19 protein-coding genes are annotated in these 21,366 nt (G+C 72.5%); 7 read left to right on the forward strand and 12 right to left on the reverse strand.

What is annotated here, in order from left to right:
• The first annotated feature begins 450 nt into the window (after nt 1-450).
• Both FRAEUI1C_RS05905 and FRAEUI1C_RS05910 read left to right on the forward strand, forming a co-directional pair.
• Nucleotides 451-1,032, forward strand: coding sequence for a hypothetical protein (locus FRAEUI1C_RS05905; RefSeq protein WP_368411167.1), 582 nt, complete (start codon nt 451-453; stop codon nt 1,030-1,032).
• A gap of 82 nt (nt 1,033-1,114) precedes the next feature.
• Nucleotides 1,115-3,625: an AAA family ATPase gene (locus FRAEUI1C_RS05910; protein WP_013422374.1), complete on the forward strand. Its 2,511-nt coding sequence runs from the start codon at nt 1,115-1,117 to the stop codon at nt 3,623-3,625.
• 99 nt (nt 3,626-3,724) lie between these two features.
• Here the strand turns inward: FRAEUI1C_RS05910 and FRAEUI1C_RS05915 are convergent, their stop codons facing one another.
• Nucleotides 3,725-5,194 (reverse strand): MFS transporter, encoded by a 1,470-nt coding sequence (locus FRAEUI1C_RS05915; RefSeq protein ID WP_013422375.1) that lies wholly within the window; start codon nt 5,192-5,194, stop codon nt 3,725-3,727.
• A 1,045-nt stretch (nt 5,195-6,239) separates the two neighbouring features.
• On the opposite strand from FRAEUI1C_RS05915, the gene FRAEUI1C_RS05920 reads away from it, so the two are divergent.
• Nucleotides 6,240-6,782 (forward strand): DUF222 domain-containing protein, encoded by a 543-nt coding sequence (locus FRAEUI1C_RS05920; RefSeq protein WP_232425314.1) that lies wholly within the window; start codon nt 6,240-6,242, stop codon nt 6,780-6,782.
• 776 nt (nt 6,783-7,558) lie between these two features.
• Here the strand turns inward: FRAEUI1C_RS05920 and FRAEUI1C_RS05925 are convergent.
• The 6 genes from FRAEUI1C_RS05925 to FRAEUI1C_RS05950 all read right to left on the reverse strand — a co-directional run bounded on the left by FRAEUI1C_RS05925 (nt 7,559) and on the right by FRAEUI1C_RS05950 (nt 14,860).
• A complete protein-coding gene (locus FRAEUI1C_RS05925) occupies nt 7,559-8,962 on the reverse strand; it encodes an acyl-CoA carboxylase subunit beta (protein WP_013422377.1) in 1,404 nt (467 codons plus the stop codon).
• A gap of 403 nt (nt 8,963-9,365) precedes the next feature.
• The gene (gene fabF, locus FRAEUI1C_RS05930; protein ID WP_013422378.1) at nt 9,366-10,595 is read right to left on the reverse strand and encodes a beta-ketoacyl-ACP synthase II; all 1,230 of its coding nucleotides are present in this window, start codon (nt 10,593-10,595) and stop codon (nt 9,366-9,368) included.
• The gene (locus FRAEUI1C_RS05935) at nt 10,592-10,840 is read right to left on the reverse strand and encodes an acyl carrier protein (RefSeq protein ID WP_013422379.1); all 249 of its coding nucleotides are present in this window, start codon (nt 10,838-10,840) and stop codon (nt 10,592-10,594) included. The genes fabF and FRAEUI1C_RS05935 overlap by 4 nt, the downstream gene beginning before the upstream one ends.
• 171 nt (nt 10,841-11,011) lie before the next feature.
• A complete protein-coding gene (locus FRAEUI1C_RS05940) occupies nt 11,012-11,953 on the reverse strand; it encodes a beta-ketoacyl-ACP synthase III (RefSeq protein ID WP_013422380.1) in 942 nt (313 codons plus the stop codon).
• A complete protein-coding gene (locus FRAEUI1C_RS05945; protein ID WP_013422381.1) occupies nt 11,953-12,951 on the reverse strand; it encodes an ACP S-malonyltransferase in 999 nt (332 codons plus the stop codon). Before FRAEUI1C_RS05945 ends, FRAEUI1C_RS05940 begins: the two co-directional genes overlap by 1 nt.
• A gap of 304 nt (nt 12,952-13,255) precedes the next feature.
• Nucleotides 13,256-14,860, reverse strand: coding sequence for a PucR family transcriptional regulator (locus FRAEUI1C_RS05950; RefSeq protein ID WP_013422382.1), 1,605 nt, complete (start codon nt 14,858-14,860; stop codon nt 13,256-13,258).
• Nucleotides 14,861-14,984: 124 nt separating this feature from the next.
• Between FRAEUI1C_RS05950 and FRAEUI1C_RS05955 the strand changes: the two genes are divergently transcribed.
• Both FRAEUI1C_RS05955 and FRAEUI1C_RS05960 read left to right on the forward strand, forming a co-directional pair.
• On the forward strand, nt 14,985-15,530 hold the full coding sequence (locus tag FRAEUI1C_RS05955; RefSeq protein WP_013422383.1) for a lytic transglycosylase domain-containing protein: 546 nt from the start codon (nt 14,985-14,987) through the stop codon (nt 15,528-15,530).
• Between the two features lie 6 nt (nt 15,531-15,536).
• On the forward strand, nt 15,537-16,049 hold the full coding sequence (locus FRAEUI1C_RS05960) for a mycothiol transferase (protein ID WP_013422384.1): 513 nt from the start codon (nt 15,537-15,539) through the stop codon (nt 16,047-16,049).
• Nucleotides 16,050-16,083: 34 nt separating this feature from the next.
• On the opposite strand, the gene FRAEUI1C_RS05965 is transcribed toward FRAEUI1C_RS05960, so the two are convergent.
• The gene (locus FRAEUI1C_RS05965; RefSeq protein WP_041258925.1) at nt 16,084-16,602 is read right to left on the reverse strand and encodes a DinB family protein; all 519 of its coding nucleotides are present in this window, start codon (nt 16,600-16,602) and stop codon (nt 16,084-16,086) included.
• A gap of 125 nt (nt 16,603-16,727) precedes the next feature.
• Here FRAEUI1C_RS05965 and bcp point away from each other — a divergent pair, with 125 nt between their 5' ends.
• Nucleotides 16,728-17,213 (forward strand): thioredoxin-dependent thiol peroxidase, encoded by a 486-nt coding sequence (bcp, locus tag FRAEUI1C_RS05970; RefSeq protein ID WP_013422386.1) that lies wholly within the window; start codon nt 16,728-16,730, stop codon nt 17,211-17,213.
• 49 nt (nt 17,214-17,262) lie between these two features.
• On the opposite strand, the gene FRAEUI1C_RS05975 is transcribed toward bcp, so the two are convergent.
• From FRAEUI1C_RS05975 to FRAEUI1C_RS05990, 4 genes are all read right to left on the reverse strand, one after another.
• Nucleotides 17,263-18,027, reverse strand: coding sequence for a dienelactone hydrolase family protein (locus FRAEUI1C_RS05975; protein ID WP_232425316.1), 765 nt, complete (start codon nt 18,025-18,027; stop codon nt 17,263-17,265).
• A 315-nt stretch (nt 18,028-18,342) separates the two neighbouring features.
• Nucleotides 18,343-19,152, reverse strand: a complete 810-nt coding sequence (locus FRAEUI1C_RS05980; protein ID WP_013422388.1) for a DsbA family protein — start codon at nt 19,150-19,152, stop codon at nt 18,343-18,345.
• On the reverse strand, nt 19,149-19,868 hold the full coding sequence (locus FRAEUI1C_RS05985; protein ID WP_013422389.1) for a MauE/DoxX family redox-associated membrane protein: 720 nt from the start codon (nt 19,866-19,868) through the stop codon (nt 19,149-19,151). Before FRAEUI1C_RS05985 ends, FRAEUI1C_RS05980 begins: the two co-directional genes overlap by 4 nt.
• Nucleotides 19,865-20,635 (reverse strand): SCO family protein, encoded by a 771-nt coding sequence (locus tag FRAEUI1C_RS05990; RefSeq protein WP_013422390.1) that lies wholly within the window; start codon nt 20,633-20,635, stop codon nt 19,865-19,867. The genes FRAEUI1C_RS05985 and FRAEUI1C_RS05990 overlap by 4 nt, the downstream gene beginning before the upstream one ends.
• A gap of 351 nt (nt 20,636-20,986) precedes the next feature.
• Between FRAEUI1C_RS05990 and FRAEUI1C_RS05995 the strand changes: the two genes are divergently transcribed.
• Nucleotides 20,987-21,346, forward strand: a complete 360-nt coding sequence (locus tag FRAEUI1C_RS05995; protein WP_013422391.1) for a DUF3618 domain-containing protein — start codon at nt 20,987-20,989, stop codon at nt 21,344-21,346.
• Nucleotides 21,347-21,366: the final 20 nt, after the last annotated feature.

Genomic DNA, 21,366 nt, shown 5'->3' on the forward strand with positions numbered 1-21,366 from the left:
CCGGACGGTGGGGCCAGCTCCGTCGGGTGAACCGCTCCGACGCTCTCGTCGCCGTGCGTGGGGCGTGTCCCGCGGTGGCCTCCGGAGACGTCCAGTGGCGGCACGGTAGGCGGCGTCGCAGGGTGGTGCCGAGAGGTGGTGACGGTGCGTGCGCGGATGGCACGCGCAGGGTGGACGGAATCACACCTGGTCGGCAGGACGCGGCACGGCGGCCAGTAGCTTTAATGTTGTGTGAAGACGTAGTTTGACCATGGCTCGGTGCCGCACCATGGATTCGGCCTCATATTGGGGAGGTTTGCCGTGGTCGCGCGAGCAGCCGATCGGCGTCGCCGGTCGTGGTCCGTCCTCAGGGCCGCAGTAGCAGGCGCCGTCGTGGGTGTCCTTGTGCTTACTTCCGCGTGTAGTTCCGCGAGTAACAAATACGTTACAAACAAGGCCGCCGGCGTCTACGTGAAGGTGCCGGAAGGCTGGAGCCACGTGCAGATCCAGGACCCACAGCTGCTGGGCATCGACGCCCGCCAGATGAGTCCGGACATGTACGTCGCGCTCAGCCAGCGCGAGTGGATGACCAAGCTCGACGCCTCCGGGAGCACCCAGCCGACCTCGGCGCTCGCCCCGGACTCCCAGCAGCCGAACGGATTCCTGCAGGTTCGCCAGCTCCTGCCGGAAGAGGCCAAGACGATTTCCACCGACAGCCTGCGCAACCTGCTCGTCTCGGTCGACGACGCGCAGGCCGCGCAGGACGCCGCCATCAAGCAGGACCCGATCGGCGCCCGGCTGCACCCGGCTTTCCTGCTCCTGGCCGACGAGACCGTCAAGAAGGCCGATGGCGTGCACGGCGTGCACCTCATCTACCAGCTCTCGACCTCGGCTGGCCTCGCGGAGATCGACCAGACCAGCCTGCTGGACCAGAACCAGACCGTGCTCTACCAGCTCGTGATCACCTGCACCGCGCTCTGCTACGCGCAGAACAGCCCGGCGGTGGACAAGGTCCTGAGCTCCTTCACGATCAAGCCGACGTCGACGAGCTGACGGCGCGGGCCCCACGCGACCGCACGCAGACGCGACAACCCATCGACGAGACCGACGAACCGACGGACTGAGGGCGATAGTCATGGACCAGACCGACCCGCCGACGCCGGACGTCCTCGCCACCACCGGGGCGAACGGCACGTCCCCGGCGCCGGATGGCGACGGGGGCGCGGCAACGGCGACACCGGGCCCGAGGCGCAAGAAGGTCTCGCTCTGGGACCGGGGGAAGTTCCTCCTGCTGCTGCTCGGTCTGTTCGTATTCGTGGTCGCCGCGCAGGTCTCCGGGAACCCGCTGATGTCCTGGGGCGACGCCCTCAGCATCGAGACCCGGTCCAGCTGGTGGCTGTTGGCCCTGGCCGGGGTCGAGGTCGTCCGTCAGGTGCACATGTACATCGGCGAGCGTTCCTCGCCGTACTACGTGTTCTGGACCGACGGGGTGTTCGGCCGGGCCGAGCGCCGGATGCTGCGCTTCAACGACTGGAACCGCTACCGCCTGAGCCGCGCGGCCAAGTGGGTCGTGACGCTCGTCGTGGCGCTGTTCATCTACGCGAAGCTCGAGCACGTCTCGCTGTTCGACGCCGTCGTCAAGGTGCCCGACGCGATCTGGAGCGCCATCCCGCTGCTGTTCCAGATCGTGCTGTTGCTGCTCCTTGTGGTCGGCCAGTTCGCCGCGATCTTCTGGTTCATGTCGAAGGGCGGCGTCGAGGTCTACTACCCCGACGACGTGAAGACCCGTTTCGCCGACGTCTGGGGGCAGGACCACGTCGTCTCCCGGGTCAGGGAGAACGTCTTCTACCTGGAGCACCCGGAGGAGATCGAGAGCAAGGGTGGGTACGTTCCCGGCGGCATCCTGCTGTGGGGACCGCCCGGGACCGGTAAGACCCTGCTGGCCGAGGCGGTCGCCGGCGAGACCGGCAAGCCCTACGTCTTCATCGACCCGGGTGCGTTCCAGGCGATGTTCATGGGTGTCGGCATTCTGAAGGTGAAGTCGCTGTTCCGCCGGCTGCGCAAGCTCTCGCTGCGCTACGGCGGCGTGATCGCCTTCTTCGACGAGGCGGACAGCCTGGGCAACCGCGGCCAGCTCGCCCAGGGCTTCAACCGCAGCGCCGAGCCGACGCTCTCCCGCCGGGCGACGGTCCTGGGCGCGCAGGGCTGGCGTGCGCCGTCCTATGCGGACGGGCTGGACGACCACGCGGGCTGCAACGGCGTGCACTACCTGAGTTCCAGGGCGCAGGCGGAGCTCTACGGGCAGCGCGCCTCGGCGGCCAGCGGTCTTGGCTTCGGAGCCGACGGCTCGATCGCGCGCCGGGGTGGCGTCGACCGGGCCGTCATGCCGATGGGCGGAATGGGCGGCGGCGACATGGGCACGCTGCAGGCCCTGCTCGCCGAGATGTCCGGCCTGAAGAAGCCGCGCGGTTTCCTCAACCGGGTGGTGCGGCGCACGCTCGGGATGAAGCCCAAGCCTCCGCCGAAGTACCGCATCTTGATCATGATGGCCACCAACATGCCGAACTCGCTGGACGAGGCGCTGTTGCGACCGGGCCGCATCGACCGTCAGTACGAGGTCGGCTACCCGAGCAAGGAAGGCCGGGTCAAGACCTACAAGGGCTACCTCGCGAAGGTCCGGCACGAGCTCACCGAGGAGCAGATCGACCGGCTCGCGATCATGAGCCCGCAGGCCACCGGCGCGACCATCAAGGACACCGTCAACGAGGCGCTCACCCAGGCCATCAAGGACGGCCGCGACATGATCACCTGGCCGGACGTCCTGCGCGCCCGGGTGGTCAAGGAGCACGGGCTGCCCGACGACCACGAGTACATCGAGCGGGAGCGGCACAGCGTCGCCCTGCACGAGGCGTGCCACGCGGTCGCGGCGTACCGGCTGCGTCGCGGCACGGCGATCGACATCGCGACGATCGAGCGGCGCGGCGGCGTGGGCGGCTTCGTCGCCTGGGTCCAGCTCGAGGACTCGATGTTCGAGTGGCGGTCCGAGATCGAGGCGCACGTGATGGTCGCGCTCGCCTCGCTCGCCGGCGAACGGATGTTCTTCGACGGCGACAACACCCGCGGCGTCGGCAACGACCTGCAGACGGCCACCCGGCTGGTCGCGGAGAACATCATCGGCGCGGCCATGGGCGACACGATCACGAACTGGGGCTGGATGTCCGGCGTCGGCCTGGGCACCGGTTCCATCGACGCCGACCGGCCGCTGGGCCGGCAGGTCGAGGCCAAGCTGCGGGAGCTCTACGAGCGCACCGAGGACCTGCTCAGCGCCAACCGGCGTGAGGTGCTGGCCCTGACCCACGCGCTGGAGACGCACAAGACCATCACCGGCGAGGACGTCGAAGCGATCATGGAGGGGACCGTCGGCCCGACCGTCGACGGCCGGCGCTACCACGAGGACGAGTTCCTCGAGATCGCCGAGGAGTACCACACCAGCGCCTTGGCGGCGCACCGCGGCGGGGTCGAGGACCAGGTGCAGCTCCCCGAGCTGGACCGGGTCGCCGCCAAGGCCTCGGCCAGGGCGCCGAGCCCGGCCGCCAGCCCGTCCCAGACCGCGTCGTCCGCCCAGGCCACGGCCGAGCCCGAGTAGCGGCCGGCGCCCGTCCAGCGAGAACAGCGTGGCCCCCGACCAGTCCGACCGGTCGGGGGCCACGCTCGCTGTTGGCCGAGGTTCGCGGGTGCCGGCCGCTCAGCCCGAGCTGGGCGTGGGCCGGGCCGCCGCCGACACGGGACGGGCGGCGTCGGCGCGGCGCAGCGACGCGAGGCCGATCGCCGCGGAGACCAGCGCGGCCACGCCGGCCAGCACCAGTCCCGCCCGTGCTCCCAGGGCCTGCGCGACGGTGCCGGCGATCGGGCCGCCGACCGGCGTGGTGCCGATGAAGGCGATCGACCACAGCGCCATCACCCGGCCGCGCATCCTGGGCTCGGACGACAGCTGGACGGTCGCGTTGCCCGTCGAGATGAAGGCGACGCTGGCGGCACCGGTCAGGACCAGCGCGCCGACAACCAGAGGCAACGACGGAGCCGCGGCCGTGGCGAGGATCAGCACCCCGAACACGGCGGCGATGACGACCAGGCTGCGCACCCCGGTCAGGCGGCGCCGCGCCACCAGCAGGCCACCGACGACCGCGCCCGCGCCCGCGCCCATCGCGCCGGTCAGCAGGCTGTAGGTCGCCGCCGTGCCGTGGAACGTCTCCCGGGCGACCAGCGGCAGGGTCACCTGGAACTCGTAGGCCAGCGTGCCGGTGATCACCATCATCATCAGCGGGATCCGGATGCCCGCGGTGCGGACCGCGTAGTGGAAGCCCTCCCGGATCTGGCCCGGGGCCTTCGTCAGCCGGGGCTTCGGCCGCAGCGCCGCGCGGTCGAGCCGGATCAGCGCGACGATCACCGCGGCGAACGACAGCGCGTTGAGCAGGAAACATGTGCCGGTCCCGATGAGCGTGATGAGCAGGCCGGCGATCGCCGGGCCGACGACCCGCGCCGCGTTCATCGTCACCGAGTTCAGGGTGACCGCGTTGGGCAGCGTCTCGGGGCCGACCATCTCCTGGACGAAGCTCTGCCTGGCCGGGTTGTCGGCGGCCTGGGTCAGGCCGAGCAGGGCGGCGAAGACGACGACCATCCACAGCGCCACGACGTGGGTGATCACGAGAACGCCGAGGACGGCGGCCAGCGTGGCCTGCAACGACGCCGTCGTGATCAGCAGTGCCCGGGTGTTGGCGCGGTCGGCCACCAGCCCGCCGTACGCACCGACCAGGAGGACCGGCAGGAACTGCGCGGCGGTGACGACGCCGAGCATCGTCCCGGAGGCGCCGAGGGACAGCACCAGCCAGCCGAGCGCGATCGTCTGCATCCACGTGCCGCACATCGAGATGATCTGGCCGGTCATGAACCGCCGGTAGTTCGGCACCCGCAGCGCGGCGAACGTCCCGCCGGCCGGTGGGGCGGACCTCGGCGATCCGGCCGGGGCGACGCTCGTTGCCGGCGTTCCCGCTGAGTGGCTGGCCGTCGCGTCGGTGCCCGGATTGGCGGCGGCCGGGGGAGGAGCGCTGGCCGCGGGTGGCTGCCTGGTGGGCGGACCGACGGTTCGCTCGTCCGCTCCGCCCGCGACCGTCGCCTCGCGGTCTGTCTCGAAGTCCGTTTCCAACTCCCGCAACACCCGTCACGCACCTCCGACGGGTGCAACCTCTCCGCCAAGGTCGTTATTTCACATCAGGTAACTATCTGGCAGGTGGCCGGTCCCGGTGGTCCGGGCTGGCGGTCTGGGGCGGGTGGTCTGGGGTAGGCGGTCTGGCTGGGGCGGGGCCCGATGTCTGAGATGGCGGGCTGTCCTGGACCCGTGTCTCGCCAGCGGCCGTCGGGAAGCGTGTCGATCCTGGTCGATCGGCGCCCGTCGCCGCCGTTTCCGATTCCAACTTGCCGATCGTCGAGCGGGCGGAGCCTCCGAGGTTTGGCCTGATCGCCAGCCTGGTAGCGGAACTGATGGTTGGTGCCCGATTCGACGCATCTATCGATACCAGGTTGACGATCATCGCCGTGACACACTCCTGAGACCGCTGAAGATCGCCAGATCGGTATGCGGATCGACGGCTCGACACCTCGGACGCCCGGCTGGACCTCCTGCCCCACGGGGGTGGTCGCCGAGGGCGCCCTTGGCGCCCGAAGGCGTTCCGCCGTGCGGTTGATCTCCGCGTTCCGCCGTGCGGTTGATCTCCGCGTTCCGCCGTGCGGTTGATCTCCGCGTTCCGCCGTGCGGTTGATCTCCGCGTTCCGCCGTGCGGTTGATCTCCGCGTTCCGCCGGCCTCGGAGGGTCGATGGTGAGCCGTGGGCTCGTCCAGCAAGCCAACTGATGGACAACTGGCCGCTGGCGAACAGTCGTTCGATCGCCTAAAATACGAACATACGTTCGAACTCTCGACGGTCTCCCTCATCGTGCGCCGGATATCCCGGCCGCGGGCAGGCATGCCGTGGTGAGCTGGCGCAGAGGGGTGGCAACAAGGTGACCGACGTCCCCGACGACCGCGCAGGCATACCCGAGCCTGGGATACCGAGCGAGTCCGGCAACGCCTCCGGTGAGCCCGACCGACCCGGTTCAGGGATATCGGGCGGCGATCAGGCCCGATCCCCCGCCCCGAGCCCGGCCGAGGACCAGCTGCCGGGCCTTGAGAGCGATCAGGCCCTACCCGCCGACCAGCCCGCGTCCGTGGATCGACTGCCGGGACTCGACGGCGCCGAACTGGCCGAGTCGTCGCTGGCGGCCGGCGGCGGTGACGACCCGACCTATCCGGGTTGGGCGCCGCCGAACCCGCGGCTGCCGACCGAACCGGAGCGGCTCTCCGACATTGACCTGGCGACCGCGGTGATCGAGGGCCGAACGACGGTCGACGCCACGACCGCCCGTTGGATCCTGCTGCTCGGCGAGTTCGACCGCCGCTCGCTGTGGCTCGCCGACGGGGCCGTCTCGCCCACCGCGTGGCTGCGCCGGGAGTGCCGGATCAACGCGCCCACCTCGACGAACCTGATCACCGTCGCCCGCGCCCTGCGCGACCTGCCGGCGACCCGCGCCGCCTTCACCACCGGCACGATCAGCTTCGACCACGTCCGCGCGATAGCCCCGGCCCTGGGCGACGGCCGACTGGACCTCGCCCGCCGCGCCGACCCGATCTTCGCCCGCGCCGCCGCCTGGATGACCCCCCGCCAGGTAGCCCGTGTCGTCAGCACCTGGACCGACATCGCCGACGCCTGAGGCAGCCGGCCGGAACCGGCGCTTGCGCGCCTTCGGCCGGCTTGCCTGCTTCGGGCGCTTTGCGCCCTCGCCCACCCGGTTCGGGGCCGAGGGGGCCTGCGAGGCGTGCGCTTGTCCAGGGTCAGTAGCTCTGGTCGCGTACCGACTGCATCTGTGGTCGTGTCCCGGCGGCGGTGCGCTGGCGGGCTTGGGGCGCTTTGCGCCCTCGCCCACCCGGTTCGGGGCCGAAGGGGACCCACGAGGGCGGTGTCCAGGGTTGGTATCCCGGGGCGCGCACTGGCGGCGCTGCGCGGGCCGAGTCGTCTGCTTCGGGCGCTGAGCGCCCGTGCCAGCGTGGTTTCGGGCCGAGGCGGATGCGCGGGGGAGGCGCTTGTCCGGGGTCGGTGTCTCGGGTCGCGCACCACCAGCGCTGTGCCCCAAGTCGAGTCTCGGCAGCTCGTGGCGGCGCGGACTGATCGCTGTTTCGGCCCTCTCATGGTCGTCCCAAGGCGCAGAACGCGACCACCGCAGGGCCAAACCGGCGATCAAGCGTCGCGAATCGGCTGCGAGAGCGCGCGACGGGACCAGAGACGCCGACCACGGACAAGCGCCTACGCGCAAGCCGGCGTCGCCCCGAGCCACGTTGGCGGGGGCGCTCCGCGCCGGGCCGACATGCTTCGCGTGGTCCGTGGGACGGAGCGAAGCCCGTTCGCTGCGGAGGACGCGAGCCGCAGGCCACAACCGCAGCGAAGCAAGGTTGGGGCCGTAGGCTCGCGCCCGGACGCAGGGAACAAAAGTTACAGCGGGATGTTGCCGTGGACGTTCTTGTCGGGGCGGCCGGCGGCGAGGGCTTCGGCGATGGCGGCGGCCACCACGGTGCGGGTGTCGCCCGGCTCGACGACCGCGTCGACCACGCCGAGCTCGACGGCCTTGTCGACGCCGCCGACGGTGACTGCGTGCTCCTCGGCCAGCTCCTTGATCTTGTCGGGCTGGCGCTGCTCGGGGACCGCGGCGATCGTGCGGCGGTGAATGATCTTCACGGCCGCCTCGTGGCCCATGACGGCGACCTCGGCGGTCGGCCAGGCGTAGACGGCCGTGGCGCCCAGGGAGGCGGAGTTCATCGCGATGTAGGCGCCGCCGTAGGCCTTGCGGGTCATCACCGTCACCCGCGGCACGGTCGCCTCGGCGAAGGCGTAGAGCAGCTTGGCCCCGCGGCGGACGACGCCCTCCCATTCCTGGCCGACGCCGGGCAGGTACCCGGGCGTGTCGACGAGGACGACCAGCGGCACCCCGAAGGAGTCGCACAGCCGCACGAAGCGGGCCGCCTTCTCCGCCGACAGCGAGTCGAGGCAGCCACCGCGGCGCAACGGGTTGTTGGCGATGACGCCGACCGTCCGGCCGCCGAGGCGGCCCAGCGCGGTCACGATGTTGCGGGCCCACCGGGGGTGGATCTCGACGAAACCGTCGTCGACCAGCCCGCCGACCAGCGGGCGCACGTCGTAGGCGCGCCGGGGCGACTCGGGCAGGAACTGGGCGAGCTCGCGCGGCTCGACCTCGCCGATGTCACCCTGGTCGGCCAGCAGGCCGACGACGTGGCGCGTCGTCTCGTACGCCTGGTCGTCGGAGTCGCAGGTCATGTGGACGACGCCACTCTTGGTGGAGTGGATCGTCGGGCCGCCGAGGCTGTCGAACGTGCAGTCCTCCCCGGTCACCGAGCGGACGACGTCAGGACCGGTGACGAAGACCTTGCCGTCCGGACCCATGATGACCAGGTCGGTCAGCGCCGGGCCGTAGGCGGCGCCACCGGCGGCCGCGCCCAGCACCAGCGAGATCTGGGGGATCCGGCCCGACGCCCGCACGATCGCGGAGAACACGCGGCCCATGCCGTCGAGCGACGAGACGCCCTCCTGCAGCCGCGCGCCGCCCGAGTGCCAGATGCCGACCACCGGGACGCCCATCCGGGCCGCCGACTCGATGGCGTGCACGATGCGCGCACAGCCGTCGCGGCCCATCGCCCCGCCCTGCACCGTCGCGTCGCTGGCGAACGCGACCACCTCGTTGCCGTCGACCAGTCCCTGCCCGGCGACGACACCCGAGCTGTCGGGCGCGGCGAACAGGTTGACGCTGTCGGCATCGAAGAAGCGGTTCAGCCGGGCGACGGGGGAGCGAGGGTCGACGAGTTCCAACGTGGACAGACTCACCGGTAATCTCCTTGCCTGAACGGCGAACAGTCTGCTCCTGCACCCAGCCGCGGCAGCGGTGGGTGTGTTGCACATCCGTGTTACGCGGGGCGAGTCGCGACTACGAGGGGCGATACGCAGTTCCTCGGCCAGTGCGCCTTCCCCGGATCCGCTCACGCGGCTCGCGGGGGCGTGCGGCGCCCTGCTGAGGCCCGGCCCGTCGGCCGTGGCGGGTGGCACGGGTTCTCCGATTGGCCCGCTCGGCCATCGGCGCCGTCGTTGGCGCCACCAACATCACGAGAGCTGCTGGGTGTCCGGGTCCGGACCCGGACACCCAGCGCGTTCCCATGTCTCCGGGGACGGGCCCCGGAACGCGCACCCGCTCGCCGGCATTCTCGCCCGGCGGGCGGGGTTCTCGCCGCCGCTAGGCGGGCGTGAACGCGAGGCAGACGTCGTGTCCGCCGAACCCGAAGGAGTTCGACAGGGCGGCGCCTGACTTGATCTTCCGGTTGTCGATCCGCACCACGTCGAGCTCGACCTCGTCATCGAGAGCGTCGAGGTTGCGGGTCGCCGGGACGATGCGCTCCTGCATCGTCTTGACCGTCACGACGGCCTCGACGGCGCCGGCCGCGCCGAGCAGGTGCCCGGTCATCGACTTGGTCGCCGTGACCGCCGTCGCGCCGGCCGCTGCTCCGAGTGCAAGGTACAGCGCCTTCGCTTCGGCAAGGTCACCGACTGGTGTCGACGTCGCGTGCGCGTTGACGTGAGCGACATCACCGGCCACCAGCTCGCCGGTCTCCAGTGCCTCGGTGACCGCCCGGGCCGCGCCGGCCCCGGTCGGCTCCGGAGCGGCCACGTGGTAGGCGTCGGCGCTGATCCCGGCGCCGGCGAGGTAGCCGTAGATCCGGGCGCCTCGGGCCTTCGCGTGTTCCTCGGCCTCCAGCACCAGGATTCCGGCGCCCTCGCCCAGCACGAACCCGTCCCGGCCCTTGTCGAACGGCCGGGACGCGGCCGCCGGGTCGTCGGACCGCCGCGACAGCGCTTGCATCTGCGAGAACCCGGCGATCGGCAGCGGATGGATCGCCGCCTCCGTACCGCCCGCGATGATGACGTCGGCGCGGCCGAACTTGATCAGGTCGTACGCGAGCGCGATCGCCTCGGTGCCCGACGCGCAGGCACTGACCGGGGCACGTACCCCGCCCTTCGCGCCGAAGGCCAGGCCCACGGTCGCGGCCGGCCCGTTCGGCATCAGCATCGGGACGACGTGCGGGGTGACCTTGCGGAAACCCTGCTCGCGCAGCACGTCGTGCTGGGAGAGCAGAGTCAGCACGCCGCCGATGCCGGAGCCGACACAGACCTGAAGGCGCAGCGGGTCGATCTCCGGCGAGCCGGCGTCGGCCCACGCCTCCCGGGACGCGACCAGAGCCATCTGCTGGGTCCGGTCGAGCTTGCGGGCCTCGACACGGCCGAGCGGAAGCTCGGCCGCCAGCGGGGCGGCGATGTGGACCGGCACCGTCTCGATCCAGTCCTCGGTGAGAGCGCGGACGCCGGACCGGCCGGCGAGCAGGCCCTCCCACGTGGACGCCACATCGCCCCCGAGCGGAGTGGTCGCCCCGAGGCCGGTGACGACAACCCGCCTAGGGGACCGGGTCACGCCGCGATACCAGCCTTCTGGATGTACGAGACCGCGTCACCGACGGTCTTCAGGGTCTTCACGTCGTCGTCCGGGATCTTGACGCCGAACTTCTCCTCGGCCGCGACCACGACCTCGACCATCGACAGCGAGTCGACGTCCAGGTCGTCAATGAAGGTCTTCTCGGGGGTGACGTCGGAGGGCTCGACGCCGGCCACCTCCTCGAGGATCTCGGCGAGACCGGCGAGGACATCAGTCTGGGACATCGGGGACCTTTCTTGATCGGGCAGGAGATTCAGGTGCGGTTCTTGTAGCTGCCACCCGCGGGCGGGGGCCCTGAGCCGGGTCAGGCCCGGCAGATGGAGGGTTCCAGGGGACCCGCCCCCCGAGCGGATGCCGTGGGTGAGGCTCCGGCGGAGCCGCCCGTGACGCCCGGCCTAGGGGCAGCGGATGACCTGGCCACAGTAGGTCAAGCCGGCACCGAAGCCGAACAGGAGGACCGGGTCGCCGCGCCGCAGCTCCCCGGCGTCGAGCAGCCGGGCCAGGCCCAGCGGGATGCTGGCCGCCGAGGTGTTGCCCGCGTCGACCACATCGCGAGCGATGACGGCGTTCGTGGCGCCGAGACCGTTCACGAGCGCCTCGATGATCCTCAGGTTGGCCTGGTGTGGGACGACGCCGGCGAGCTCGTCGGGGGTGACCCCGGCCCGCTCGCAGATCTTCTTCAGCGCCGGCACCAGGGTGATCGCCCAGCGGAAGACCGCCTGTCCCTCCATCCGGAACAGGTTGTCGCCGTAGCCGGGCACCCTGATGACGTCCGGCCGGGAGCCGTCGTGGCCCCAGACCGCCGGGCCGATCTCGTCGACCTCGCTCGGGCCCACCACCGCGGCACCGGCACCGTCGGCGAGCAGGATGCAGGTCGTCCGGTCATCCCAGTCGACGTAGTCCGAGAGCCGCTCCGTCGCGACCACCAGCACGTGGCGGGCCGAGCCGGAGCGGACCGTGTCGGCCGCCTGGGACAGTGAGTAGCAGAACCCCGCGCAGCCCGCGTTGATGTCCAGCGCGCCGGCCGAGAGAGCGCCGATCCGGTGCGCGATCTGCGGGCTGGCGCCCGGGATCTGCGACGGGCTGGTGCAGCTCGCCGCGATCACCAGGTCGATGTCGGCGGCGGTGAGGCCGGCGGCGGCGAGCGCCTTCTCCGCGGCGGCCGCGCCCATCATCACGGTGGTCTCGTCCGAGTCGGCGATCCGCCGGGTGGCGATGCCGGTCCGGGTGCGAATCCATTCGTCGGACGTCTCGACTCGTTGGGCGAGATCGTCGTTGGTGACGACGCGGACCGGTCGGTAGGTACCGAATCCGAGCACGCGTGCTCCGGTGGTCATCAAGCCTCCCCGGCGTGGGCGGTGGCAGGTTCCAGCTCCCTGGCAGGAGCGGGGATCACGACCGAGGGCTGCTCGGCGCCGACGTGCTCGGCGATGAGCTCGCGAGCGGCGACCAGGTCGTCCGGGCTCTTCACCGCGAGGATCCGGACGCCGGGAAGTTCTCTGCGGGCGATGCCGGCCAGCGTGCCCGCCGGCGGCAGCTCGATGACGGCCTTCACGCCCAGCTCGCGCAGCGTCGCCAGGCACAGGTCCCAGCGGACCGGGTTGGCCACCTGGCTGACCAGCCGGGCCAGGACCTCGGCCCCGTCGGTGATGACGGCGCCGTCCGCGTTCGACACCTGGCCGAGGCGAGGAGCACCGGTCACGACACCGGGCGCGACCGCGGCGAGCGTGTCGCGGGCCGACGCCATGAAGTGGGTGTGGAACGCGCCCGCGACCGCGAGGGTCCGGACGCGGGCACCGGCCGGCGGCTCCTCGGTGAGCCGGGCGAGCGCCGCCAGGTCACCGGCGGCGACGATCTGGCCGGCGCCGTTGCGGTTCGCGGGCGTCAGGCCGAGGCCTTCCAGGTGTGCGACGACCGCGTCCGGGTCGCCGCCGAGCAGCGCGGACATGCCGGTCGGCGTGACGGCGGAGGCCGCGGCCATCGCCCGGCCGCGCAGCGCCACGAGGACCAGCGCGGCCTCCGGCGAGAGTGCTCCGGTGAGCGCCGCGGCGGTGATCTCGCCGACGCTGTGGCCGGCCACCCGCAGATCCGGACCCGCGAGTCCGGGCAGGCCGAGCTGCTCGGCGGCGAGGAGGCCGGTCGCCACGATGAGCGGCTGGGCCACCGCGGTGTCCTTGATCGTGTCTGCCGGTGCCTCGGTGCCGAGTTCGACGAGGTCCAGGCCGGTCGCCGCCGAGAACCAGCGCAGCCGCTCCGTCACGCCGGGGAGGTCGAGCCACGGATGCAGCATGCCTGGGGTCTGGGCGCCCTGGCCTGGCGCGAGGATGGCGAGCACCTATTTACCTAACCCTTCGCGGTGGTGGTCTGTCGCTGGCGGCCACTCACCGATGTGCCGACGGCTCGTTGTAGCAGACCTACAAAACGCGGAGCACGGTTGCGTACGTTAGTCGTGTCGCTGGACTACGGCCGACAAGCGTGTGACAGGGCTGTTAAGTCGGTCGATGTGACCGGTGTCGCACCGGTAACCTGCGGTCAGCTGACCATGCTCGCATTCTCGCAGCTGTAGGTCACGCACGAGGCGCATGCCGTGTTCGCGTGCCGACCTCGACAGTCGGTGGTCGGCGATCTACAACCGTCGTCTACGCATGCGAGCTGTCGAGACGGCCCAGAAGCAGAGCTATGTGCAGGGTGAAACGCTGCCGGTGGTCGGCGGTGTCAAGGCCGCAGATCTCGGACGCCTTCCGCAGCCGGTAACGGACCGTGTTCGGATGCAGGTAGAGCGCCTTCGCGGTCGCCTCCAGCGAGGCGCCGAAGTCGAGGTAGGTGCCCGCGGTCTCCAGCAGCGGCGCGCCGGCGTCCCGCAGCGGGAGGTAGACCTCGTCGATGAGCGCCCGGCGGGCCCCCTCGTCGCCGGCCAGCGCCCGCTCCGGCAGCAGCGCGCGGGCCGTCACCGGCCGCGGCGCCGCGGGCCACGCGGCCACGACGTCGGCCGCCGCGATCGCCGCCCGCGCCGACTCGGCGGCACCCGCCAGATCCGCCGCGACCGGCCCGACCACGACCGGGCCCGGCCCGCAGGCCGACATCAGCACCTCGGCGGCCGCCAACGCGGACTCGACGCTGGGGGCGAGCTCGCCGTCGGCGCGCCGCCGGCTGTTCGGCCGGTTCGGGTCGCCGGTCGCCGCCGCCACGGCGCGCGCCGCCGCCTCGCGCGGGACCGCGCCGGCGCCGGGCGCCGCCGCGACCGTCCCGCCGGCGTGCGGTTCCGCCGCGGCCGTCCCGTCGCCTGGACCGTCGGTCGTCCGGAACCGGCCGCCGACGATCATGACCAGTCGCTGGTTGTGCACGCTGGTCAGCACCTCGAGACCACCGGAGCGGGCCAGCCGGTGGACCTCGTCCACGACCGCCTCCGGGGCCTGCGGCGGCGCCGCGCCGACCACGACCGTCACCGCGGGCGGGTTGCGCCAGCCGACCGCCGCCGCGCGTGAGGACAGCGCCCGGTCCTGGTCGCCGCGCACGACGTGGTCGACGACGAGCGCCTCCAGCCGGGCGTCCCAGGCGCCGCGCTCCTCGGCGACCCGCGCGTAGACCACCGCCCCGGCGAACGCGATGTCCCGGGAGTAGCGCAGCACGTCGTTGAGCACCCGCTGCTCGTGCTCCGGGTCGACGATGTTCGAGACCTCGGCCTCGATCGTCTCGACCGCCACCCGGACCAGGTCGACGAGGCGGCGGAAGGTCACCGCCCGGACCAGCTCGCGCGGCGCCACCCGGAACACGTCGCTGGACAGCTCACGGGCGTGCTCCGGGCGCCGGCACCACTCGACGAACGACGCGATGCCCGCCTGCACGACCAGCTGGATGTCGGCCCGGTACCGCGCGGACATGCCGGGGTACCACGGCAGCTGCTCGGACATCCTGGCCACGGCCTTGTTCGCCAGCAGCCCGCTGGCCCGCTCGATCCGGCGGATGACGGCGTCGTTCGTGGCCGCGTCGGTGCGGCCGGCAGAGTCGTTGCGGCCAGCAGAGTCGTTGCGGTCGGCAGAGTCGTTGCGGCCGGCCGAGTCCCGGGGCGGGGCGACCGGGTCGAGTCCCGCGGCCTGGGCCGGCACCGGGGGTGACGGCTCGGCGGGGGAGCCGGGCGGCGGGGACGTCACCTCGGCGGCGGGCTGCTTCCGGGCGGACGGCGGGGACCCGTCAGCGCGCGCGGAGGCCGGTCTGGCCGGAGGCTGTGTCACGGCGTCCAGCATGCCTCACCGCGGCCGCCCACCGCGCCGTCCGGGCCGGACGCCGCGGGTGCCCCGCCGCCAGCGGCTCGCGACCTGCCGTCGGAGATGCCGGACACGGCCGTGTCCGGACGGCCACAATGAGGCGATGCCCCGTCAGCGAACACGCCAGGCGCCTGTCCTCGCGGCTGGCCTGGTGACCGTGCTCGCCGCGTTGCTGGGAGCCTGCTCGCAGGTGCTGCCGATGAGGTCGAGCAGCCTGATCCCGACGGACCTGATACCTGCCTTCCGGGCCGCCGCCACCACGTACGGGCTGTTGTCGGCCGCCCAGCTCGCGGCCCAGGCGAGGGTGGAGAGCCGCTTCGACTCCTCGGTCGTGTCCCGCGCGGGCGCCGTCGGGATGATGCAGTTCCTGCCGAAGACCTGGGCCGAGTTCGGCATCGACGGCGACGGCGACGGCGTGGCCGACCCGCTCGACCCGCTCGACGCGATCCCGTCGGCCGCGCGGTACGAGCAGCACCTCGCCGGGCTGGTCAGCCACCTGCCCGGGGACCGGGTCGCCCTCGTGCTCGCCGCCTACAACGCCGGCCCGTCGGCGGTCCAGGCGGCCGGCGGCGTCCCCGACTACGCCGAGACCAGGACCTACATCGCCCGCGTCAACGAGTGGGCCGCCACCTTCGCGACGGAGGTCTGAGTCACGATGGTGACCACCGCTGATCTTCTGACGGATGGCTTCGGGCGGGTTCAGGAGGCGGTCCACGAAGCCGTGGCGGGGCTGACCGCCGAGCAGCTGAACCATCGCCCGCAGGGGCGGCTCAACTCGATCACCTGGCTGGTCTGGCACCTGGCCCGGGTGCAGGACGATCACGTGGCCGGCGTCGCGGGCACCGAGCAGGTCTGGACCGCGGCAGGCTGGGTGGAGCGGTTCGGCCTCCCGCTGCCGCCGGAGTCGCACGGGTACGGCCACACGTCCGACGAGGTCGACAGCGTCCGCGTCGGTGACCCCGGCCTGCTGACCGGCTACTACGACGCCGTCCACGACGAGACCCTGCGCTACGTCGCCACGCTCGGCGACCAGGATCTCGACCGCGTCGTCGACACCCGGTGGGATCCCCCGGTCACCCTGGCCGTCCGCCTCGTCAGCGTGATCGCCGACGATCTCGAGCACGCCGGCCAGGCCGCCATCCTGCGAGGGCTGCTGCCCCCCGGCTGACGGCGTCGAGCGCGGCTCGACCGGCGGCTGGCCGTCAGTCGCCGACGGAGCCGTCGAGGCGTTCGCGGAGCAGGTCGGCGTGGCCGTTGTGGCGGGCGTACTCCTCGATCAGGTGGACGTAGACCCAACGCAGGCTGAGCCGCACGCCGCGCTGGTCCACGAAGGTGTCGTCCAGGCCGTGGGTGGCCGCCACGGCGCGGCAGGCCTCGACCTCCGAGGCGAAGGCCGTGAACGCCTCGCCGGGGTCCGCCGTGTCGACGTCGTCGAAGTCGGAGTTCTCGTTGTCCTCCCTGATGAAGCGGTACGGGATGTCCTGCTGGTCGAGCCGGCGGCGGAACCAGGAACGTTCCACGTCGGCCAGGTGCCGGACGAGGCCCAGCAGCGACAGCGACGACGGCGCTACCGCGCGCTCGCGCAGCTGCTCGGCCGTCAGGCCCGCGCACTTGAGCAGCAGCGTCTCGCGGTGGTAGTCGAGCCAGCTCTCCAGCATCTCGCGCTCGTCCGCGATGCCTGGCTCGTCCCGGCGGTTGACCTTGGGGGCTGTCCACGTCATGCCTGGCATGGTCGCGCCGACCTGTGACAGTTTCGAGCCATTTCCCGCCGGGTGGCGCCGCGCCCAGGCCCGTCGGGGCGGACGCGGTTTGGTGGTTGCGGCGACACGGCGCTAGGTTTCCGACCATGACCGACTCCTCGGCTCGCCTGGCCGCGGGCGACGTTGCCCCCGACTTCACGCTCCCGGACGCCGACGGCAAGGACGTGTCGCTCGCGTCCTACCGGGGCCGGCGGGTCGTCGTGTACTTCTACCCACGGGCGAGCACACCCGGCTGCACCAAGCAGGCCTGCGACTTCCGCGACAGCCTGGCCCAGCTGAACGACGCCGGCATCGACGTGCTGGGCGTCTCCCCGGACAAGCCCGCGGCGCTGGTGAAGTTCCGCGACAACGAGGGCCTGACGTTCCCGCTGCTGTCCGACCCCGACCGCGCCGTGCTGACCGCGTATGGCGCCTACGGCGAGAAGATGATGTACGGCAAGGTGACCACCGGTGTGATCCGCTCGACCTTCGTCGTCGGCGCCGACGGCACCCTGGAGAAGGTGCTCTACAACGTGAAGGCCACCGGTCACGTCGCCAAGCTGATCCGCGAGCTGGGGCTCGCGGCGGCCTGACTCACCGACCGGGCCGGCGGGGCCCCGCCGGCCCGGGTCCGGGTCGGCGCTACGCCTTGAGGACGGCGTCGAAGAGTTCGGCGGTGCGCTGCCAGTGCTGTTCGGCGGCCTTCTCGTCGTAGACGCCGGGGTGGTCGGTGACCGCGAAGCCATGCCGGGCGCCTGGGTAGAGCTCCAGCCGGTAGTCGACCTTCGCCTGGTCCAGCGCGGCCGCGAGCCGGGCCTGGTCCTCGGGGGTGCAGGAGCCGTCCTCGTCCGCCACCCCGAAGTACAGCCTCGCCTGAATCCTGTCCGCCTGGGTGTGCGGGCTCGCCGGGTCGTCCGCGACGGCGAGCCGGCCGCCGTGGAACGACGCGGCGGCGGCGACCCGGTCGGGGAACGTGCCGGCCGCGAGGAACGACAGCCTCCCGCCCATGCAGTAGCCGGTGGTGCCGACCTTCTCGGCGTTCGCCGCCGGGACGTCGGCCAGCGCCGCGAGCAGTGCGCCGGTGGCGGCCATGGCGCCCGCGTTGGCCACCCCCATGACCTGCCCCAGCCTGGCCCGCTCCGCCGGGTCGGAGAACGCGGTCTTCGGGTCGAACGGGAGGGCGTCCGGCGTGCGGAAGTGGACGTTCGGCAGCGCCACGGCGTAGCCGAGATCCGCGAGCCGTTGGGCCATGTCGTCGGTCGCCGGCCGAACGCCGAACGCGTCCGGGTACATGATCACCGTGGGCAGCGCGGGGCCGGCGTCGGCCGGGTGCCCGGCCGGAAGGTGCAGGTGGACGTCCATCACACCGTCGTCGGTGGGCACGTCGAGCTTGGTCACGGACAACACGAACTCCTGGGCGTCTGCCGCCCGGCCGCGCAAGGGCCGCCCCGACGCCGAGCGCGGTCGGGTCCTCCGGGTCGAGCGGGAAAGGATCTGCCTGGGCCGGGCCCAGGGGCGCCGCCCGGCGAGTCCGATCGGCCGGGCGGGCCGGCTCGGGCCGTGGCCGCGGCGAACAGCATCCCTCATAGCCGCAGGTCGGTCGCGGTCGAGGCCCGGCCCACCCCGCCCCGTTTGGGCCCTGTGGTGGTCGTCTTCAGGACGTTTTCAGGACGGCCGGCCGGTCAGCTCGGCGATCGTGCGCGACGTCCTCCCCCGGCGTCGTCAGCCGGCGGCGTTGACCGCGGCCTTGAACGGGTCGGGGAGCAGCTGGTCCTGGGAGAGCGTCTTGCCGTCGACCATCACGGTCGGGGTACCGGTCACCCCGCGCTTGGACGCGCTGTCCGCGACCTTGGCGACGTAGCCGTCGTACCGGCCCGACCTCACCGCGCTGGTGAAGGCCGGCGACGTCAGGCCGACCTGCGAGCCGAGCTGGATGAGCCGGTCGTTGGAGAAGCCCCCGGAGTTCTCCGCCGGCTGGTTGGCGAACAGCACCTGGTGGTACTGCTCGAACTTGCCGTCGTTGGCCGCGGCGGCCCCCGCGTTCGCGGCACGGACCGAGTCGGGCCCGATGAACGACATCATGTGGTAGACGGCCTTGATCTTGCCCGCGTCGATCAGCGAGCGCACGGTCGAGCCGGTGGTGGTCTCGAACTGCCGGCAGATCGGGCACTGGAAGTCCTCGTAGAAGTCGACCGTGACCGGGGCGGTCGCCTTGCCGACGACGATGCCGTTGTCCTGGCCGGTCGCCGTGGCCGGGAGGACGACCGGCTTGGAGTGCTGGCGGGTGTTCTGCACGACGATGCCGATGACGGCGGCGAGGATGATCACGCCGAGCACCGAGGCGAGCACGATCATCTGCTTGCGCCGCCGCTCCCTCGCCGCGGCCTGCGCCCGGGCCGCCGCGGCCCGTTCGCGCCGGACCGCCCCGCGCGGGTCCCGGTCCGGCCGGGGACCGGTGTCGACCCCGCCGCCCGAGCGGCCAGCACCCGGGCCGTTGCCCCGGCCCGATCCGCGTCCCGCGCCCGTGCTCATCGCTCGCGCCTCATGCGTCCCGCCCTGTCCCCGGGCCGCGGCTGGTCGCCCGTCCGCACCCGGTACCCGTCGTGCCAGTCCCCGCCGTCGCGGCTGTCGTCGGTCTCGTGCCCGTCGGCTTCGCCGTCGGCCCGGTGCTCGTCGCCAGCCCGGTGCTCGTCGCCAGCCCGGTGCTCGTCGAGGCCGCCGGACGTCCTGGGTCGACGGTCGGGGGCCGGGCCGAACAGCAGGCGGTCCAGCGTCAGGTAGCCGTCGGGCCAGACCGCCAGCAGCGCGCTGGCCAGCAGAAGCAGACTGTCACGAACTAGTTCCGATGTGTAATGGGTCGGCGCGCCCTTCGCGAGATCGCCGCCTTTCGAGAAGCAGCCACACTCGATGTGCAGGCCGCGGGCGGCCGCGGACGCGATCGCCCCGATGTAGACCGCCAGCAGCAGGCACGACAGCAGCGCGCCGGCCCGCACGGCCAGGCCCAGCAGGAGCAGGACTCCGAGCGCGATCTCCACGAACGGCACCGCGTAGGCGACGGGATGGACCAGCGCCTCCGGCAGGATGCGGAACGCCCGCACCGAGCGGACCATCCCGTCCGCGTCGCCGACCTTCAGGCAGCCGGCGACCAGCCACAGCACGCCCAGCCCGAGCCGCAGCAGCGTCGAGGCCACCCGCGCCCACGGCCGCCTGCCGCCCAGCGCGCCGCTGGCCGCCGGATGGTGGCTCATCGCGGCGCTCCCGCCCGCACCAGGACCGGAAGGTCATGGATGTAGTCGGTGATCTGGGTGCCCGGCGGGTAGCGCAGCGCCAGGTAGCCGTCGCGGCCGAACGCGAGCACGTCGGCGCCGTGGTTCTGCGTCATCGCACCGTCCGCGCGCGCCGTCGGCGGTGGGACGTCGACGCCCAGGGTGCGCGCGGTCGCCTGGATCCGTGCGAACGGGCCGGTCAGGCCGTAGAAGCCGAACCCGGGGTCGAAATGGTGCAACCAGCTGGCGAGCACCGCTGGCGTGTCGCGCGCCGGGTCGGTGCTGACGAAGACGACGCGGACCTGGCCGCGGACCACCGGGTCGAGCGCGCCCAGCGCGGCGGCGAGGTCTGCCATCGTCGTCGGGCAGACGTCCGGGCAGTGCGTGTAGCCGAAGTACAGCAACGTCACCAGGCCGGCGGTGCGGGCGCGCAGGTGGAACGCGAGCCCGTCGGTGCCGGTCAGGTCGAGCGCCGGCATCGGCAGCCGCGTCGCCGGGCTGATCCCGTGCAGGCCGTCGCCGCGACGGTCGTCGACGATCGCGGCCTGCATGCCAGGGGTGTGGTCGGCGCAGGCCGGCGCCCCCGCGAACAGCGCCGTCAACGCGATCGCCGCGACCGGCACCGTACGAGCCGCAGGCGCCGCGCGGGCAGCCCGCGCCGGGTGCGCGACCGGCGCCGTGCGCCGGGCCGGCCGGCGGGCGCCGGCCGGCCGAACCGTGGCGACGACGGCCGGCGAGGTGGTGGCCATGGTCCTCCGCGTTGAGAACATGGGCAGACGAGCGGACGGCTCGGGCGTGAGCGGGCCGAGGCGTCGATCGAAGTAATCGATCGACTACATGTAGTGACGAGACGGTGTCACGTTAACCGCAACCGGCGACGGGCGGCGTGAGGTACGGCCCAGCCGACCGCCGGGCCGGGTGTGACCCATCGGTCGGACCACCGTTTCCGCTCGTCAGGCGTTGGCTCCTCTGGCACTCTTGGTGACGGACCCGTCTGGCACTGCTGGTGACGGACCCGTCAACGCATCACCGACCGTTGGCCCGGATTGCGCGTCCGAGTGCGCGCGGACCGTGGTCTGGCGAGACGAGAGGTCACACCCGTGCCGCAGGACCCGGCGATCATCCAGAGTCAGATCGAGGAGACACGCGCCGAGCTGGCGGAGACCATCGACGCGATCGCGGAGCTGGTCCACCCCCGCCGGGTCGCCGAGCGCGCGGGCGAGCAGGCCCGCGCGAAGCTCGCCGAGCTGCGCGCCCGCGCCGGCCACCACGGCGGCCAGCCGCTCGAGCTCGCGGCCGACGCCCCCGGCGCGGGCCTGGTCGCCGCGGAGCCGCCCGGCGTGCGTGGTCCGGCCGGAGGGTCCCGCAGCGTCCGGTGGGGCCGGGTCGCGCTCGCGGTCGGCGCGACGATGCTGCTGGTGGTGGGCACCACCCGGCGCCGTCGCCGGCACCGAGGCTGAGGCCGGCGCGGTCCCAGGCC

Origin of the sequence: Pseudofrankia inefficax, from assembly GCF_000166135.1 — a bacterium.
Taxonomy (GTDB): Bacteria; Actinomycetota; Actinomycetes; order Frankiales; family Frankiaceae; genus Pseudofrankia; species Pseudofrankia inefficax.

What these genes read in the sequence shown, in the direction of transcription:
- FRAEUI1C_RS05910 (WP_013422374.1), top strand. Translation starts at nt 1,115, where the DNA reads ATGGACCAGACCGACCCGCCGACGCCGGACGTCCTCGCCACCACCGGG.
- FRAEUI1C_RS05935 (WP_013422379.1), bottom strand. Translation starts at nt 10,840, where the DNA reads ATGTCCCAGACTGATGTCCTCGCCGGTCTCGCCGAGATCCTCGAGGAG.
- FRAEUI1C_RS05940 (WP_013422380.1), bottom strand. Translation starts at nt 11,953, where the DNA reads ATGACCACCGGAGCACGCGTGCTCGGATTCGGTACCTACCGACCGGTC.
- FRAEUI1C_RS05950 (WP_013422382.1), bottom strand. Translation starts at nt 14,860, where the DNA reads ATGCTGGACGCCGTGACACAGCCTCCGGCCAGACCGGCCTCCGCGCGC.
- FRAEUI1C_RS05955 (WP_013422383.1), top strand. Translation starts at nt 14,985, where the DNA reads ATGCCCCGTCAGCGAACACGCCAGGCGCCTGTCCTCGCGGCTGGCCTG.
- FRAEUI1C_RS05960 (WP_013422384.1), top strand. Translation starts at nt 15,537, where the DNA reads ATGGTGACCACCGCTGATCTTCTGACGGATGGCTTCGGGCGGGTTCAG.
- FRAEUI1C_RS05965 (WP_041258925.1), bottom strand. Translation starts at nt 16,602, where the DNA reads ATGACGTGGACAGCCCCCAAGGTCAACCGCCGGGACGAGCCAGGCATC.
- bcp (WP_013422386.1), top strand. Translation starts at nt 16,728, where the DNA reads ATGACCGACTCCTCGGCTCGCCTGGCCGCGGGCGACGTTGCCCCCGAC.
- FRAEUI1C_RS05980 (WP_013422388.1), bottom strand. Translation starts at nt 19,152, where the DNA reads ATGAGCACGGGCGCGGGACGCGGATCGGGCCGGGGCAACGGCCCGGGT.
- FRAEUI1C_RS05985 (WP_013422389.1), bottom strand. Translation starts at nt 19,868, where the DNA reads ATGAGCCACCATCCGGCGGCCAGCGGCGCGCTGGGCGGCAGGCGGCCG.
- FRAEUI1C_RS05990 (WP_013422390.1), bottom strand. Translation starts at nt 20,635, where the DNA reads ATGGCCACCACCTCGCCGGCCGTCGTCGCCACGGTTCGGCCGGCCGGC.